Genomic DNA, 15,786 nt, shown 5'->3' with positions numbered 1-15,786 from the left:
GAGAGGTGCTCACGCTTTCCGGGGCGTCTGGAGCGAAATCCGTTCTGCAGCAGCATTGTATGGACGCCAAGAAATGAGCTGCAGGACTTGCTCGTTCGTAGATTTCGAGGACGCTGTTGCAGAACATTTCTTGAGGGCGGAAAGTGGATATTCTGCGTTCACAAGGCTCTGTTGCACAAATCGGGTGACAGACAGATCTCCCCTTTCCCTGGACAGACTCATCCCACGGCTTCAGTGACGGGTATACCGAGCGCCGTGAAGCCGTTCAGCACGGCTACACGGACCTGAAACTCGGCGACCTGACGGTCAAAGTCCCGCGCCATGAGGCGCTGACCCAGCAATTTGACGCAGTGCATCTTCGTCTCGACGCGGCTTCGGCGGTGATAACCGCTCCATCGTCGCCAGATGGTTCGGCCGAAGCGTTTCGACGCGCGTAGGGCTTCGTTGCGGGCGATTGCCCCGGGGGTGTCGGGCTTCCATGGCTTGGCGTTCTTGCGGGGCGGAATGATGGCGGCCGCACCGCGGGCGGCGATGGCGTCGTGACACTTGCGTGTGTCGAAGGCGCCATCAGCGGTGACGCTGGCGATCTCCTGATCGGGCGGGATCTGGTCGAGCAGTTCGGGCAGCATCGGCGCGTCACCGACATCGCTGGTGGTGAACTCGGCTGCGCGGATTTCCAGTGTTTTCTCGTCTATCCCGATGTGAATCTTGCGCCAGACCCGACGTTTGGTGCCGCCGTGCTTGCGCGCATTCCATTCACCTTCGCCTTCAACCTTGATCCCGGTGCTATCGATCAGAAGATGCAGCGGGCCTTGCGAGCCGCGGTGGGGGATGTTGACCTTCAGGGTCTTCTGGCGACGGCTCAGCGTGCTGAAATTGGGCACAGCCCAATCCAAATCGATGAGCCCCAGCAGGCTTTCGACGAAGCCAGTCGTCTGTCTGAGCGCCATGCCAAACAACACCTTGATGGTCAGGCAGGTCTGGATCGCGGCATCGCTATAGTCAGGCTGTCGGCCGCGCTTACCTGTCGGCGCAGCCTCCCAGATCATGGCGGTATCAAACCAGATCGTCAGCGAGCCGCGGCGCTTCAGCGCTTCGTTATAGGCGGGCCAGTTCCTGGTCTTGTAGGCGGGGGGTATGGGTCTGCTCATGCCGTCCAGCTACCACGCTGGATTCACAAGATGAATCCCTCACGGGATTTGTGCAACAGAGCCGTTTTCTGGCAGAATACATCACGCTTGCGTTGATCTCGCGCCAAGTGGGACGGCACTCCACGTCCGTCCAGCGAGAGCTGAAGATGGCCGGCATCATGCCTGCAATAGATGCCTCGTCCCTCGGCGCTCGGATCTATCGGCGCGGTGATGTGGCGGCGTTCCTCGCCTCACAGGGCATGCCGCCATCAGTGCCATCGAATAATGGGAAATACGCACCTATCGCCGCTGTTTTTGGCAATAATACCGTGATATCTGGCGAAAATAGCGGTTTTGGTGAATCCGATGATGTCATTTTGTGAATTCGATGCGTCACCCATCTGGTTTGGCAGAACGCGACCACAACGAAATCAGCTACTTAAGGTCCAAAATTGTGCTTTTTATGGGTGACTCTACAGGTGGTCTCAGGGCGACAGCAGGTCCGGCAGGTCGGCCAGCCGGGTGATGACGGCGTGGGCGGGCGCGGTCTGCGCGGCCGTGCCGCTTTCGTCCAGCAGCACGGTCGTCAGGCCCAGGGCCGCGGGCGCCTCGATGTCCCACAGCAGATCGTCGCCCACCATCCAGGCCCGATCCGGCGGGGCCGCCAGCGTGGCCAGCAGGGTCAGGTAGGCCAGTGGCTCGGGCTTGCCGAAACCGGCCTCCTCCTCGATCTGGATCGCGTCGAAATGGCGCGCGAGGCCGAAGCGCGCCAGCTTGGCGCGTTGCCGTCCGCTTTGCCCGTTGGTCAGCAGCCCCAGCGCCAGCCCGGCGTGGCGCAGCCGGTCAAGCACGAGGTGCGCGTCGTCCTTCAGGGTGATGGTTTCCTCCAGATAGGTCTCGAAGCGGTCAGCGATGCGGTCGGCATCCGCGCCATGCAGCGGCGCGGTACTGGTCGGGCGGGCAAGGTTCAGCCGGTGAAAGGCGGTGCGCACCACGCGGCGACGGGTGGTGTCGCCCTCCAGCCGCCAGAGCTTGCGGCCCTCCTCGTCCGACAGGAAGGCCAGCACGCGGTCGATCACCTCGGCGGTCACCCAGCGGGTGTCATGTTCGCCCAGGGCTTCGGCATGTTCGGCGATGATCGCGCGCCAGGTGCGCTGCGGCGTGCGATAGGCGGTGATCAGCGTGTCGTCGAGGTCGAACAGGACGGCCTGCGGGCGGAGCAGGGCCGGCATCAGGCCGACACCGCACGCGACAGTGCCGCGCCGACATCCGCCTGCACGCCCAGGTGCCGCAGGGCGGCGCCAAGGGCGGCGAGATCGCCCAGCACGGTGTCGAGCCGGGCGCGGGGGCCGGTGTGGTTCAGCCGCAGCAGCCGGTCGCCCCCCGGCCCGACGCCTGCCCCGATGGTGCTTTCGGGCGGCAGGGCGGCCAGCACCTGCGCGGCCGACAGCCCCTCGGGCAGGGGGGCCGCAGTCACCAGGTTCGATGCCTGCGCGGGCGGCACCCATTCGCGGCCCAGCAGCGCCTTCACCCCGGCGCGGGCCGCGCGGGCGGCGCCTTCATGGCGCGCGATGAGGGCGGGCAGGCCCTCGGCCTCCACCCGGTCCAGCGTCGCCTGCAGCGCATGGAATTCCAGCGCCGAGGGCGTGCCCGGCAGGGCGCCGCGCCCGGGTGCGAGCCAGAGCGCGCGCTGATCGGCCAGCGACAGGATCGAGGGCGCCTCGCCCTGCGGGGCAACGGCCTCCCAGGCCCGCGGCGACAGGGCGATGGCCGATACCCCGGCCTGCCCGCCCAGCGATTTCTGCGGCCCGATCACCGTCACGTCCAGCCCCAGGGCATCCACCTCCAGCGGGTGCCCGCCGACCGAGGCCACCGCATCCGCCACGACCAGCGCACCATGGGCACGGGCGAGCGCGGCAATCCCGGCCAGTGGGTTCAGGATGCCGCTCGCGGATTCGGCGTGAACGACGGCCAGCAGGTCGTAGCGGCCCGCATCCAGCGCCCGGTCCACCGCCGCCACCGTGACCGGCAGGCCGGGGTCGGCGCGCAGGTCGGTCACCTCGGCCCCCTGCCTGCGCAGCCAGGCACCGAACCAGGCGCCGTAAAGGCTGGTCACGATGTTCAGGGCGCGCAGGCCCGGGCGGCCGAGGCTGGTGGCGGCGGCCTCCAGCGCCACCACCGCCTCGCCCTGGATCAGCAGCACGTCGCCCTGCGTGCCCAGCAGCGCCGCAATGCGGTCGGCAAGCGGGGCAAAGCCCGCGGGCGGAAAGGCGGGGGCAAGCGGCAGGGGGGTCCAGGTCATGTTTGTCCTCGCTGGGGGTCAGAGCGGATGAAGGCGCGGCACCGCCGCGATCAGCGCGCGGGTCAGGTCGGTCTGCGGATCGGTGATCAGGGTTTCGGTCGGGCCGGTCTCGACGATGCGGCCATGCGCCATCACCGCGATGCGATGGGAAATGGCGCGCACCACCGCCAGATCATGCGAGACGAAGATGAAGGCAAAGCCCTGGCTGTGCTGCAGCCCCGCCAGCAGGTCCAGCACCCGGCCCCGCACCGAGGCATCCAGCGCCGACACCGCCTCGTCGAGAATGATCAGCCGGGGGTTGGTGGCGATGGCGCGGGCGATGGCGACGCGCTGGCGCTGGCCGCCGGAAATCTCGGCAATGCCGCGACGCGCCAGATCGGGCGTCAGGCCGACGCGCCCCAGCAGCGCCGCCGTGCGGTCGGCCCATTCGGCGCGCGGCGCGATGGCATGGATGCGCAGCGCATCGCAGATGGCACCGCCGACCGTGGCGCGCGGGTTGAAGGCGGCCAGCGGGTCCTGGAACACCATCTGCAACCGGGCGCGGCGGTGGCGCAAGGCCGACCCGCGCAGCGCCAGCCAATCCTCGCCGTCAAAGCGGATCTGGCCCGCATCGGGTGCGATCAGCCGGGCGATCACCCTTGCCAGCGTGGACTTGCCGCTGCCCGAGGGGCCGACAAGGCCCAGCGTCTCGCGCGGGGCGAGGCTGAACGACACGTCGTCCAGCGCCGTCACGGCGCGGCGGCCGGGATAGGCCTTGCGCAGGGCGGTGACCGTCAGCAGCGCCTCAGTCACCGCTGCCCCCGATCAGGCGCGGTGATGCAAGGTCGATGTGCTGTGCCAGAAGGTGCCGGGTATAGGCCGCGCGGGGGGCGTCGATCACCTGCCGCGCCGGGCCGACCTCCTGCAGCCGCGCCTCGTGCAGCACGGCGATGCGGTCGGCCATTTGCGAGGCCAGCGCCATGTCGTGGGTGATGAAGACCAGCGTCATGCCCATCTCGCGCACCAGCCCGTCAAGCAGCGCCACCACCTCGGCCTGCACCAGCATGTCCAGCGCGCTGGTCGCCTCGTCCGCGATCAGCAGGCGGGGGCCCGCGGCAATGGCCAGCGCGATGGCGATGCGCTGGCGCTGGCCGCCGGAAAACTGGTGCGGAAAGCCGCGCAGCGCCTCGGCGGGATGCGGAATCTGCACGCGGTCGAGCAGCGCCAGCGCCCGGTCCCGCGCCGCCCTGCGGGGCAGGCGCAGGTGGGTCCGGATGACCTCGGACAGGTGGGTGCCGATCGACAGCACCGGGTTCAGGCTCGACCCCGGGTCCTGGAAGACATAGCCGTAGTCGCGCCCCGCCGCAGGCCGGCCGCCGGGCCAGAGGATGCGCCCCGCGCTGCGGGTGCCGGGCGGCAGCAGCCCCGCAAGCGCGCGCGCAAGCGTGCTTTTCCCCGACCCGGATTCACCGATCAGTGCCAGCCGCTCGCCCGCCGCGATGGTCAGCGACACATCGCACAGCGCGGGGGCTGCGGCGCGGGGGTAGGTGACGGTCAGGCCCTCGATCAGCGCCAGGGTCATGCCTTCCCCCGCCGCTGCAGGGTCTCGACCAGCGCCTCGCCGAACAGATAGGTGCCCAGCACGGTCAGCACCAGCGCGATGCCGGGGATGATCGAAAGCCAGGCGGCAGAGCGCAACTGGTTGCGCCCCTCGGCGATCATCCCGCCCCATGTCACGGCGTTGGGATCGCCGAGGCCCAGAAAGGACAGGGCGGATTCGGTCAGCACCGCGCCCGCCACGATCACCGCGGTCAGCGCCAGAACCGGGGGCAGGGCCAGCGGCATGATTTCCCTGAAGGCGATTTCCAGCGGATGCATTCCCAGCACGCGGGCGGCGGCCACGAATTCCTGCTCGCGCAGCGACAGCACCTCGGCCCGGACCAGACGGGCGGGGCCGGTCCATGCCCCCAGCGCGATGGCCAGGATCACCACCCCCAGCGAGGGGCCGGTGACGCTGACGAACGCCAGCGCCAGCAGGAACCCCGGCACCACCTGAAACGCATCGACCACCCGCATCAGCGCCTCGTCCGCCAGCCCGCCGGCAAAGCCCGCCAGCGTGCCCACGACGATGCCGATCAGAATTGCCGCCAGCGCCGCCGCCCCGCCGACCAGCAGCGAGGTGCGCGCGCCGTGGAACAGGCCGGCCAGCAGGTTGCGCCCCAGCCGGTCGGTGCCGAGGGGAAAGGCCGGGTCGGTGAAGGGCGCGATCATCGGCCGGCCCGCGATGGCCTGCGGGTCGCCGGGGAACAGCCACGGCGCCGCCAGCGCCGCCGCGACCAGCGCCAGCAGCAGGATCAGCCCGACCACACCTTCGGGCCGTCTCAGGAAGCGGTCAATCATTCCCGCCCCCCGCGCCCGAGCCCACGCGCGGGTCGAGCAGGCCATAGACCAGATCGACGCCGAGATTGGCCGCCACCACCACGCCCGCGCTGGTCAGGATGATGCCCATCAGCAGCGGCGCGTCGCGCCCGGCCACCGCCTCTTGCGCAAGCCTGCCGAAGCCGGGAATGGCGAAGATGCTTTCGATCACCACGCTGCCGCCCAGCATCCCCGCCGCCTGAAGCCCCAGCATCGTCACCAGCGGCAGCAGCGCATTGCGCGCCACATGGTTCAGCGTGATCCGCCTGTCCGACAGGCCGCGCGCCCGGGCGGCCAGCGTGAAGTCGCGGCGCCAGGCCTCGGCCATGCCCGCGCGCATCATCCGCAGGAACAGCGCGAGATAGATCATTCCCAGCGCCGCCACCGGCAGCGCCAGATGCCAGGCCACGTCGCGCGCCCGGGCAAGGCCGGTCTTGCCCGAGGCCAGCGTTTCCAGCCCCGACACCGGGAACCAGCGCAACTGCACGGCAAAGACCACCGCGAGCACGAGGCCGAACCAGAAGCTTGGCACCGAATAGAGCGCCAGCGATCCGGTTGACAGCAGCCGGTCCGCCAGCGACCCCGGCCTGCGCCCCGCCACCACGCCAAGCGCCGAACCGGCAAGGAACGAAACCGCCGTGGCGCTGCCCATCAGCCAAAGCGTCGCCGGCAGCCGTTCCACGATCAGCGCGCCGATCGGGCGGTTCAATGCGACCGACCAGCCCATGTCGCCCTGCGCCAGCCGGACCAGATAGAACCACAGCCGGGCCAGCGGCGAGCCGTCGAGCCCGTAGTCCCGCCGCAGGCTTTCCGCCAGCGCCGCATCGCCGCCGCCGATCGAGCCGAGATAGGCATCCACCGCGTCGCCCGAGGCCGCGTTCAGCAGGAAGAACGTGCCCACAAGCACGATCAGCAGCACCGGAATGCTGCCGATCAGCCGCCGCAGGATCAGGCGGAACAGGCGGGGCACGGGCTCAGTCGGCCAGCCCCAGATCGGCCCAGTTCGACACCGCCCAGCGCGGATTGGCGGCGATGTTCTCCAGCCGGTCCGACGCGACCGAGGTGAAGGTCCAGTCGGCCACGTTGATCAGCGGCAGGTCCTCGGTCACCTTCTTCTGGAAGTCATGGTAAAGCGCCACGCGCCTTGCCGGGTCGAGCGTCACCAGCGCCTCGTCGATCAGCGCGTCGATCGCGGGGTTGGCATAGCCGCCCTGGTTCGAGAAGCCGACCCCCGCCGGAATGCCCGACCGCACGAGGATCGTCGTCGAGATCGCCGGATCGCCGCGGAACACGGTGGGCGCGATGGCCAGGTCGAAGGCGTGATCGGTGTAGACGGCCTTCTGGTGGGCCGCGCTGTCGTTCGAGACGATCTTCGCGTCGATGCCCACGGCGGCCAGCGCCTGCCGCAGATAGTCGCCGAACTGCCTTGTCTCGTTGAAGTAGGGCGCGGGCAGCAGGGTCAGCCCGAAACGCGTGCCATCCGCGCCGCGCGGAAAACCCGCCTCGTCCAGCAGGGCATTGGCCTTTTCGACATCGAACCCGTAAAGCGTGACATCCGGCGTGTGGAAGGCCGTCGCGGTGGCAGGCACCGGCCCGGTCGCCTCGGCGGCGTAGCCGAGGAACACCGCGTCAAGCACGAAGCGGCGGTCGATGGCATGGGCGATGGCCTGACGCACCTTCAGGTTCTTCAGGTAGTCGTTGCGGTGGTTGATCTCGACGATCAACTGATAGGTCAGCGCCTCGTAGCCTTTGGTCACCACCTCCAGCCCCTCGACCGCGCCGATGCGCGCCAGATCGACGAGCGGCACCGCCGAGAAGGCGGCAAGCTGCACCTCGCCCGCCTCTAGCGAGCTTGCCGCGGCGGCACGGTCGGCCAGGACGCGGTAGAGGATCTCGTCGACCAGCGGCTGGTCCCTGTTCCAGTAGGCGGGGTTCTTCTTCAGCAGGTAGTATTCGCCGGGCTTGTGCTCGGCAAAGGTGAAGGGCCCGGTGCCGACCAGACGGGCATTTGCCGGGTTTTCCCGGATGTCGGTGCCCGCGTAAAGATGGCGTGGCAGGACCGACGACACCACCGGCAGCGCGTTCTCGATCAGTTGCAGCGGAGTCGGCCTGGAAAACCGGAAGACGGCGGTCAGCGGATCGGGGGTTTCGACGGTGTCGAGGTTGGCGAACACCTCGCGCCCGATGTTCTGCAGGGGCTTCCAGACCTCCAGCGCCGAAAATGCGACATCGGCCGAAGTGAACGGCGTGCCGTCATGCCATGTCACCCCTTCCCGCAGGGTGAAGGTGATCGACAGCCCGTCGTCCGACCCTTGCCAGCCGGTGGCAAGCAGCGGCGTCAGCCCGTCGTATCCGGCCTCGGCCAGCGGCTCGATCACCTTGGACGCGATGAAGAACACCCCGTTCGATGCGACGATGGCGGGGTTGAGCTGGCGCGGCTCGCTGTCGGCGGCGACGATCAGCCGCTTGCCCCCCGCCTGCGCGTAGGTGACATGCGGCAGGGCAGAGACGGCCAACAGGCCGGCGGCCGAACCCAGCAGAAGACGACGGGAGATGTGGTCGATCATGGCAAAACCTTCTCGCGGATGCACGATGGCTGATGGTGCAATCCTTGCACTTCTTGCGGGGCCGCTCAACAGCGCGTGATAAAAACGCGACCGAAAAGATCGTATTTTCTCCGCAAGGCGTGGGGCGCGACTGGCTTCCTGCTGGCAACCCACGGTTTTTGGCAGATTTCACCGGTCGGGCGTCGGCGCCGCGCCGATTGGGCTGCCGGAAGATTCGCGGCAACCCCATCCGTGCCCCATCCATGCCCGTCGCGGGTGCGCGCGCCCGGGGTATTGGCCGGTGTGCCCCGGCAGGCAGCCTTGCAGGGCGCGTGGGCGGCGCGTGTCAGCAAGATCCGAACGCGCCCGTTCACATCAGGGTGAGGGCCTTGCCGGCGCATCGCCCGGTTGTTGCGCGGGCGCGGTCTGCGTGGCAGGGTCAGGCTGCGTTTCCGGATCGGTATGGGCGGCAGGGGCGTCAGCGGGCGATTGCCCGTCGGCCGACTCTTCCGTAAGCCAGTAGGCGATGATCCCGACGCCGAACAGGACGACCGCCGCCATGCCGATCAGCGGCCCCCGGTGTCGGCGCTTCTGCTTGTCGAGGTTGGTGTTGGGTGCTGACATGCGTTCTCTCCGCTGTGATGGCAGTCGTGTAACCGCCTGCGCGGCCCGAATGTTCCCCCGGCGGGGAACATCGTCCCTTCCGCCGCGTTGGCAGCCTGTCGCGATGCCGGAGGGTCGGCGCCCGGCGGCGCGGCCGACCGGACTGCAACCCGGCCCCGACGGCGGCGTGCCAATTGACAAGGAATTCGACATGAAGCAGACACTCCTCCTGACGGCAGCTACCCTTCTTTCGGCGGCCGCGATGGCCCTTGCGGCCCATGCCCAGACGGCGCCGATCGAAACCGCCCCGCCGCATGGTGCCGACCAGCGGCCGCAGTCCGCCGACCAGACCCGCGCGCCGCAACCCGAAACCATGCCGAAGGTGGCATCCGAAGTCATCGCGGCCGACCTGCCGCATCTTTGGGCGCTGGAGTTCCTGCCGGACGGGCGGATGCTGGTGACGGCCAAGCAGGGTGCCATGCATGTCGTCACCCCGGATGGTGCCGTCGGCCCCGCGATCGCGGGGGTGCCCGAGGTCGATTCCCGCGGGCAGGGCGGTCTGCTCGACGTGGCACTGGCGCCGGATTTCGCCGCGTCGGGCAGGATCTTCTTTTCCTTTTCAGAACCGCGCGAGGGTGGCAACGGCACATCGGTCGCCTCGGCGCGGCTGGTGCTTGACGCGCAGGGCGGCGGCAGGCTTGACGGGACCGCCGTGATCTTCCGGCAGACGCCGACCTACGACGGCGACAAGCACTATGGCTCGCGCCTGGTGTTCGGCCCGGAGGGAGAACTGTTCGTGACGGTGGGCGAACGCTCTGACGCGGCGGTGCGCGCACAGGCACAAGAGCTTTCCAGCGGCCTCGGCAAGGTTTTCCGCATAGATCAGTCGGGGGCGGCCCTGCCCGGCAACCCCTTTGCCGATAAGCCCGGCGCCCTGCCGGAAATCTGGAGCTACGGGCACCGCAACATGCAGTCGGCGGCGCTGGACGGGCAGGGCAGGCTCTGGACGGTCGAGCATGGCCCGCGCGGGGGCGACGAGCTCAACCGCCCCGAAGCGGGCCTGAACTACGGCTGGCCGGAGGTGACCTACGGCGTTGCCTACATCGGCCGGCCGATCGGTGACGGCGTGACCGCGACGCGGGAAACCGAACAGCCGGTGTATTACTGGGATCCGGTGATCGCCCCCTCGGGGATGGCGCTCTATCAGGGCGAAGAGTTCCCCGAATGGCAGGACGCCTTCCTGATCGGTGGCCTCGCGTCGCAGGCTCTGGTCGTGGTGCATCTGGAAAACGACCGGGTTGCCTTCGAGGAACGCGTGCCGGTCGATGCGCGGGTTCGCGATGTGAAGGTCGGGCCCGATGGTGCGGTCTATCTGGTCACCGAGACCCGCGGCGGGTCTTCCGGCATCCGGCGACTGACGAAGGCCGAGTGACAGTCTGGACGCCACCGCGTGCCGACGGACGGCAACTGACCTGCGGGCATCGGCGCCGCGCCGCGGCGATGCCCGCGGGTCGTTTCCTGGCAGGCGAAGGCGCGTCGTGGTCGGCGCAGTCGCAGGCAGGCACAGGCGAGTCCTCGTCGGCGCAGGCGTGGATCAGCGCCGCGCGGGGCCAGCGGGGCAGCTGTCAGGAGGCAGCAGCCGTGGGCCGCGCCGCGGGCATCGGCCTGTCCGGATCAGGTCCGGCCGGGGCGGTGCCGACATTGTGCAGCGGCGCCCTGATGTGGCAGACGAGGCCGGCCGGGCGGAAGTCCATCGTCACCTCGCCCCCGATCTGCTGGGCCAGCACCTGTTCGATCATGACCGACCCGAAGCCGCGCTCGCCCGGCTTTTCCACCGTGGGGCCACCCCGTTCCGTCCAGGTCAGGTGGAAGGTGCGCTCGGTGCCGTCAGAGCCGACCTGCCACGCAATGTCCACCCTGCCGCCGGGCACGCTCAGCGCGCCATATTTGGCGGCGTTGGTGCACAGCTCATGCAGCGCCATCGACAGCGTCATTGCCGCCTTGGCGCCGACCTCGATATCCGGACCCGCCACCACGAACCGCCGCGCGTCGGGGTCTTCACCCGCCCCGGCATCGCCCGCGCTGTCAACGAACGGCTTGTCGTCGAACGGCTTGATGGCGGCGGCGACCAGCATCCTGATCGGCGCTGCCTGCCAAACGTCGTCCAGAAGCAGCTTGTGCGCGGCCCCCATCGAATCCAGCCGGTCGGTGAAGGCGCGCACGGCCTGATCCTGTCCCTTGCCGCGGAAGGTCTGGCGCGCGATCGCCTGCACGGTCGCCACGATGTTCTTGACGCGGTGGTCAAGCTCTTTCACCAGCAGTTCCCGTTGCCGTTCCGCATCCCGCCGCGCCTGGCGGGCCGCGACGAGTTGATCCATGAACCCGTCCAGCGCTCGGCCCGCGCTGCCGAATTCCGCCATGTCCGTTCCCATGTGGGTGCGCCGGTCGGTCTCGTCCCGCTGCCAGGCTTCGATGGTCGCAATCAGCTGGCGGAAAGGACGGCGCACGAAGTAGTCGCTGGTGACATGCGCCAGCGCGAAGGCCGAAAGGATCCCCACCAGCCCGACCGCCGCCCCGATCAGGGTCAGCCGCGTCGTGGCGGCATGAATCCGCCCGGTTGCCAGCCCGGCGCTGATGTAGAGGAAATCGGTCGCGGCCGAGGCCGGGAAATACCCGATCATCCGCCGGGTTCCGTCCTGGCTGACCACGATTTCGGTGCCCGGCGCCGGGGCGCTGACCAGGTGCAGATACGCCGCCGGAATGGTCGTGCCGACAAAGGTTTCCGGCAGGGGTTCGCGCGCGATGATCCTCCCGTTCCGGTCTGCGATGGTCAGCGCATTGCCGCTGGCCATGCTGCGTTCCTTGATGCGCTGCCCCAGCCAGGCCAGATCAAGCTCTGCCAGGATCACGCCGCCTGCCCACTTGGTGTCAGGGTCAAGCGGCATGGCGATCGGCAGGGCCGCGACGCCCGAAACGCGGCCGATCACATAGGTTCCCACCGCCGGAACCGACTTCGCGCGGACCTTTCTGAAATAGTCGCGGTCGGCAATGCTCGGCATCGGCCGGGCGGAGGAGGACAGGCACCGAACCTGCCCCGTGGCATCGGCGACGGCAATGCTTGCCATGCGCGGCAGCGCCGCCGTGACCCGCGCAAGATAGTCGCCGCACCCCTCGGCATCGGCATCCCGCACCACCGGCGCGTTGGCTATGGCCTGCAGCGTGCTTTCCACGCCACTGACGATGCGACGCATTTCCAGCGTGGCGATCTGGGCGGTCGCCACGGCATCCTCGCCCAGGCGCTGTTCGGCGTCGTGGCGCAAGGTCACGAGATTGAACGCCAGAATGGCCACCGTCGGCATGATCGCCACGGCCGTCACAAGGAACAATCGCTGGGTCAATGTCAAGTTCGGCATTTCGACCTGCACCGGGTGCTTGCAGTCAGGCAGCGGCAGCGATTGTCGGGATTTGCCCAGATCCGGTTCTTGAGTGCGGTGGCGCAACGATTGGGCAAACCGGTGCCAACGTCAAGCAAGCAAAGCAGGACGGCCCGCCCCGGCGGCCGGACCCCGCACCTTGCATCGGCCGGAGCCCGGGCTTCCGGCACGCGGCGCGCCGTGCTACGGGCGGTCGGGGCAGGATGGGGCATGAAAGGGAAACGACGATGCGGGAACGGCGTTTTCTTCAATGCGATGTCTTCACCGAGGTGGCCATGAAGGGAAACGGTCTGGCGGTCGTGCTTGACGGCCAGGGGCTTGGCGACCCGACGATGCAGGATTTCGCGGCCTGGACCAACCTGTCCGAAACGACGTTCCTCTTGCCGCCGACCCACCCCGATGCGGATTACCGGATCAGGATCTTCACGCCGACGCGCGAGCTTGGCTTTGCCGGGCATCCGACGCTGGGCGGTGGTGTCGCGGGAGTGGTGGAAATTTGAAGGCGGCGTAATCTCCGGGTGAACTGAAACCCACCCAGCCGGCGGCGCCAACCGCCAGGGAGATCACGCCATGAACGACATTACCGACAGCTCGGCCTTTTCGCTACTGCCCGACACGACCGGGTATGACCCGATCGAGGAGCGCCTGCGGGCAAGCGTCCGCGCGACCATCGAGACCATGTTTGAAGAGGAACTGGCCGAGTTTCTCGGCCGCATGCGCTACGGTCGCGGCGACGAGAAGGCGAAGGGCTATCGCCACGGGCACCGCGAGCGGCAGCTGACCGGCACCTTCGGCACCGAAACGGTGCGCGTGCCCCGCGCCCGGGTCGAGGACGAGGACGGCAAGGCTAAGGAATGGCGCTCGAAGGCGCTGCCGCGCTACCAGCGGCTGACGAAGAAGGCCGAGGCGCTGATCGCGGCGGTCTATCTTGCAGGGACCAACACCCGGCGCGTCAAGCGGGCGCTGTTCGGGCTGTTCGAGGGCGCCGTCAGCAAGGATGTGGTCAGCCGGGCCTGGCGCAAGGTGAAGGTGGACTGGGATGCCTGGTCGGCCCGCAGCCTCGCCGAAGAGGACATCGTCCGGCTGATCCTCGACGGCACCGTGATCCGGACCCGGCTGGACCGCAAGGCCACCAACATCTCGGTGCTGGCGGCGATCGGGGTGCGCCGCGACGGGCAGAAGGTATTGTTATCCATCAAGAACATGGGTGGAGAGAGCACCTCCGCCTGGCGCCAGTTCCTCGACGACCTTGATGCCCGCGGGCTGAAGCGGCCCGAATTCGTCATTGTTGACGGCGCTCCCGGGCTTGAAGCCGCTCTGGTCGCGCTGTGGGGCGAGGCTCTGCCGATCCAGCGCTGCACGGTTCACAAGCACCGAAACCTGCTGGCCCATGCACCGAAGCTCCTCCATGACGAGCTGACCGAGGACTACCGCGACATGATCTACGCCGACACCGCCGCCGGGATCGAGACCCGCCGCAAGGCATTCCTGCGCAAGTGGCAGCTCAAGTGCAAGGCCGTTGCCGACAGCCTCGAGGAAGCAGGGGACCGGCTCTTCAGCTTCACCCGCCTCGATCCCTCGCAATGGAAGTCGGCGCGAACCACCAACGCCATCGAGCGACTGAACGAGGAGTTCCGTCGCCGCGTCAAGACCCAGACCGCACTGCCCTGCGCCGAGACCGTGCCGATGCTGCTCTGGGCGCTGCTGGCATCCGGGCAGATCCAGATGCGCAAGGTCGACGGCTGGGAGACGCTTTCCCAGCCCCTCGACCCGATACCTCTTGACGCAGCCGCCTGAGAAACCGAACCTTCACATGCCCGGAGTGAGCCGCCAGGGAATGTCCACAGCATTCGCGACCTGGCCCTTCTCCCAGCCTGAGGCGGGTGTGCAGGCGACAGGTTGGACAAGGTAATGGCTGCACATCTGCAGAAAGCGGCGGTTGTAGTGCCGGTCCTTCCCGGTGAAGACCGCCTCCACAGCCGTCTTCATGTTGTCGTAGATGCCTCCCGTGCAGGTGCCCCTGAAGAAGGCGAACGCCCGGTCATGCGCGTCAAAAACCATCTCCTGGCTCTCGCGCATGTAGGCCCGCACGAACATCCTCCGGCTGTGGCACAGCCGGACATGGGCCACCTTCACGGTGACCGTCACGCCCGAGATCAGGATGACCTCGTGGCTCCAATCGAATTGATAGGCCTCCCCCGGCGCATAGTAGAGCGGCACATAGGCCTCGGCCGTCGCCGCCCCCCGGTTCTGCGCCCAGGCTTTGGCGAACCGGCGCACAGCGTCATAGCCGCCCTCGTATCCGAACCCGCGCAATTCCTCGAAGATCCGGATCAGCGTCAGCCGTTCGCGCGATGGCTTGCCCGCATTGGCCGACAGGAACTGCTCCAGCTGACCCTGCCAAGGCCCGATCCGCGGCATCGGCTGTCGCTCCCGCTCATAGGTGAAGTCCGTCTCACCCGACCGCAGGATCTTGCGCACGGTATTGCGCGACAGATGCAGATCCCGGGCGATCTTCTTCATCGACCAACCCTGAATATGAAAGGCCTGCCGGACCCGCGCGATCGTATCCACCCGCTTCAACTCCCCCTCCGTCCGCTGCCCCGCAACGAACGGTCTGACAGATCAGCAGGGGGGTCAAAATTGCACGCCGATCACCCCGCCTGAGGGGTCAAAATTGCACGCCGAAACACACCCGACTTGGCGTGCGCGCTAGGGTTTGATCGGCACCTCCTTATGTTGTAGCACTTGGTGGAAACCCCTAGTTCCGATCCTGCCATGTCGAATACCAAATCCCCGCGAAACCTGACCCCGGTGCTTTGCCAGCGCCTGCACATTGACATGCTGAAGGCCTGCCAGGACATCGCTTCCCGCCACGGTCTCGTGGTCGAGGCAAAAGACATGACGAGCATGGACCTGCGATGGGGCTTCGATGCCGCCTTCCGCGTGTCGATCCCGCTCCCAGATGGCACTGCTCTCGACCCCGAAAGGCTACGCTTTGAGGCGCTTGCCGAGGCATTCGGATTGTCTGCCACCGATTACGGCCGCCAGTTCAGCACTGGTCGCGAGACCTTCCGGATTGTCGGCATCGACCCTCGCAGGCCGAAGTATCCGGTTTCGGCCGAACGCATCCCGGACGGACAGGGGTTCAAGTTCACCTCCGACCAAGTGGCTCTGCTGCTGCAGAAGGAGATGAGGGACGTGACGCCGAATGGACAGTGATGACGCTTTCGGCCCGAAGCCGTCATAGAGAACAGACTCGGATGCCACATCGCAACTATCCGGAAGCAGCAATTCGTTCAGCTTGAGCCGTGAAGGAGTAGGTAGGCCCCCGCGATCCTCGTTCGCAGAGACGGCCTGCCGTGCTGCGCGCG

15 protein-coding genes and 1 pseudogene are annotated in these 15,786 nt (G+C 67.9%); 5 read left to right on the top strand and 11 right to left on the bottom strand.

Translation table 11 applies throughout. The features are described from left to right. Positions 1–218: 218 nt before the first annotated feature. Positions 219–1,151, bottom strand: a complete 933-nt coding sequence (locus RNZ50_13230; protein ID MDT8855956.1) for an IS5 family transposase — start codon at positions 1,149–1,151, stop codon at positions 219–221. Between the two features lie 146 nt (positions 1,152–1,297). Between RNZ50_13230 and RNZ50_13225 the strand changes: the two genes are divergently transcribed. After that, the gene (locus tag RNZ50_13225; protein ID MDT8855955.1) at positions 1,298–1,513 is read left to right on the top strand and encodes a hypothetical protein; all 216 of its coding nucleotides are present in this window, start codon (positions 1,298–1,300) and stop codon (positions 1,511–1,513) included. A 102-nt stretch (positions 1,514–1,615) separates the two neighbouring features. Here RNZ50_13225 and RNZ50_13220 read toward each other — a convergent pair whose 3' ends face one another. The 8 genes from RNZ50_13220 to RNZ50_13185 form a co-directional block, all read right to left on the bottom strand. Then, entirely contained in the window at positions 1,616–2,362 is a 747-nt protein-coding gene (locus tag RNZ50_13220) for an HAD family hydrolase (GenBank protein ID MDT8855954.1), read from the bottom strand. Then, positions 2,362–3,432 (bottom strand): aminotransferase class V-fold PLP-dependent enzyme, encoded by a 1,071-nt coding sequence (locus RNZ50_13215; GenBank protein MDT8855953.1) that lies wholly within the window; start codon positions 3,430–3,432, stop codon positions 2,362–2,364. The genes RNZ50_13220 and RNZ50_13215 overlap by 1 nt, the downstream gene beginning before the upstream one ends. Before the next feature lie 18 nt (positions 3,433–3,450). Then, positions 3,451–4,224, bottom strand: coding sequence for an ATP-binding cassette domain-containing protein (locus RNZ50_13210; protein ID MDT8855952.1), 774 nt, complete (start codon positions 4,222–4,224; stop codon positions 3,451–3,453). Further along, positions 4,217–4,993 (bottom strand): ABC transporter ATP-binding protein, encoded by a 777-nt coding sequence (locus tag RNZ50_13205; protein MDT8855951.1) that lies wholly within the window; start codon positions 4,991–4,993, stop codon positions 4,217–4,219. The genes RNZ50_13210 and RNZ50_13205 overlap by 8 nt, the downstream gene beginning before the upstream one ends. Further along, positions 4,990–5,811: an ABC transporter permease gene (locus RNZ50_13200; GenBank protein MDT8855950.1), complete on the bottom strand. Its 822-nt coding sequence runs from the start codon at positions 5,809–5,811 to the stop codon at positions 4,990–4,992. Before RNZ50_13200 ends, RNZ50_13205 begins: the two co-directional genes overlap by 4 nt. Then, complete coding sequence (locus tag RNZ50_13195; GenBank protein ID MDT8855949.1) at positions 5,804–6,799, bottom strand: ABC transporter permease; 996 nt, start codon at positions 6,797–6,799, stop codon at positions 5,804–5,806. The genes RNZ50_13200 and RNZ50_13195 overlap by 8 nt, the downstream gene beginning before the upstream one ends. Before the next feature lie 4 nt (positions 6,800–6,803). Continuing rightward, a complete protein-coding gene (locus RNZ50_13190) occupies positions 6,804–8,396 on the bottom strand; it encodes an ABC transporter substrate-binding protein (GenBank protein MDT8855948.1) in 1,593 nt (530 codons plus the stop codon). Between the two features lie 354 nt (positions 8,397–8,750). Then, positions 8,751–8,999 carry a hypothetical protein gene (locus RNZ50_13185; protein MDT8855947.1) on the bottom strand — a complete coding sequence of 83 codons (249 nt, stop codon included), beginning with the start codon at positions 8,997–8,999 and terminating at the stop codon, positions 8,751–8,753. A gap of 190 nt (positions 9,000–9,189) precedes the next feature. Here RNZ50_13185 and RNZ50_13180 point away from each other — a divergent pair, with 190 nt between their 5' ends. After that, complete coding sequence (locus RNZ50_13180; GenBank protein MDT8855946.1) at positions 9,190–10,410, top strand: PQQ-dependent sugar dehydrogenase; 1,221 nt, start codon at positions 9,190–9,192, stop codon at positions 10,408–10,410. A 193-nt stretch (positions 10,411–10,603) separates the two neighbouring features. On the opposite strand, the gene RNZ50_13175 is transcribed toward RNZ50_13180, so the two are convergent. Continuing rightward, a complete protein-coding gene (locus RNZ50_13175) occupies positions 10,604–12,391 on the bottom strand; it encodes an HWE histidine kinase domain-containing protein (GenBank protein MDT8855945.1) in 1,788 nt (595 codons plus the stop codon). 248 nt (positions 12,392–12,639) lie between these two features. Between RNZ50_13175 and RNZ50_13170 the strand changes: the two genes are divergently transcribed. Both RNZ50_13170 and RNZ50_13165 read left to right on the top strand, forming a co-directional pair. Continuing rightward, the gene (locus RNZ50_13170) at positions 12,640–12,912 is read left to right on the top strand and encodes a PhzF family phenazine biosynthesis isomerase (protein ID MDT8855944.1); all 273 of its coding nucleotides are present in this window, start codon (positions 12,640–12,642) and stop codon (positions 12,910–12,912) included. 70 nt (positions 12,913–12,982) lie between these two features. Next, entirely contained in the window at positions 12,983–14,209 is a 1,227-nt protein-coding gene (locus tag RNZ50_13165) for an IS256 family transposase (protein MDT8855943.1), read from the top strand. A gap of 39 nt (positions 14,210–14,248) precedes the next feature. On the opposite strand, the pseudogene istA reads toward RNZ50_13165, so the two are convergent. Beyond that, positions 14,249–14,995, bottom strand: a pseudogene (gene istA / locus RNZ50_13160) (IS21 family transposase). 195 nt (positions 14,996–15,190) lie between these two features. Between istA and RNZ50_13155 the strand changes: the two are divergent. Next, positions 15,191–15,634, top strand: coding sequence for a hypothetical protein (locus RNZ50_13155; GenBank protein ID MDT8855942.1), 444 nt, complete (start codon positions 15,191–15,193; stop codon positions 15,632–15,634). Positions 15,635–15,786 lie beyond the last annotated feature (152 nt).

Source organism: Paracoccaceae bacterium Fryx2, assembly GCA_032334235.1.
Lineage (GTDB): Bacteria > Pseudomonadota > Alphaproteobacteria > Rhodobacterales > Rhodobacteraceae > JAVSGI01.
Note: the sequence above shows the minus strand (reverse complement) of the source record. Positions and strands in the feature narration are given on the sequence as shown.

Bases quoted from the DNA above. Each gene is read 5' to 3' on its own strand.
- RNZ50_13230 (MDT8855956.1), bottom strand. From the start codon at position 1,151: ATGAGCAGACCCATACCCCCCGCCTACAAGACCAGGAACTGGCCCGCC.
- RNZ50_13225 (MDT8855955.1), top strand. From the start codon at position 1,298: ATGGCCGGCATCATGCCTGCAATAGATGCCTCGTCCCTCGGCGCTCGG.
- RNZ50_13220 (MDT8855954.1), bottom strand. From the start codon at position 2,362: ATGCCGGCCCTGCTCCGCCCGCAGGCCGTCCTGTTCGACCTCGACGAC.
- RNZ50_13215 (MDT8855953.1), bottom strand. From the start codon at position 3,432: ATGACCTGGACCCCCCTGCCGCTTGCCCCCGCCTTTCCGCCCGCGGGC.
- RNZ50_13205 (MDT8855951.1), bottom strand. From the start codon at position 4,993: ATGACCCTGGCGCTGATCGAGGGCCTGACCGTCACCTACCCCCGCGCC.
- RNZ50_13200 (MDT8855950.1), bottom strand. From the start codon at position 5,811: ATGATTGACCGCTTCCTGAGACGGCCCGAAGGTGTGGTCGGGCTGATC.
- RNZ50_13190 (MDT8855948.1), bottom strand. From the start codon at position 8,396: ATGATCGACCACATCTCCCGTCGTCTTCTGCTGGGTTCGGCCGCCGGC.
- RNZ50_13185 (MDT8855947.1), bottom strand. From the start codon at position 8,999: ATGTCAGCACCCAACACCAACCTCGACAAGCAGAAGCGCCGACACCGG.
- RNZ50_13180 (MDT8855946.1), top strand. From the start codon at position 9,190: ATGAAGCAGACACTCCTCCTGACGGCAGCTACCCTTCTTTCGGCGGCC.
- RNZ50_13175 (MDT8855945.1), bottom strand. From the start codon at position 12,391: ATGCCGAACTTGACATTGACCCAGCGATTGTTCCTTGTGACGGCCGTG.
- RNZ50_13170 (MDT8855944.1), top strand. From the start codon at position 12,640: ATGCGGGAACGGCGTTTTCTTCAATGCGATGTCTTCACCGAGGTGGCC.
- RNZ50_13165 (MDT8855943.1), top strand. From the start codon at position 12,983: ATGAACGACATTACCGACAGCTCGGCCTTTTCGCTACTGCCCGACACG.
- RNZ50_13155 (MDT8855942.1), top strand. From the start codon at position 15,191: ATGTCGAATACCAAATCCCCGCGAAACCTGACCCCGGTGCTTTGCCAG.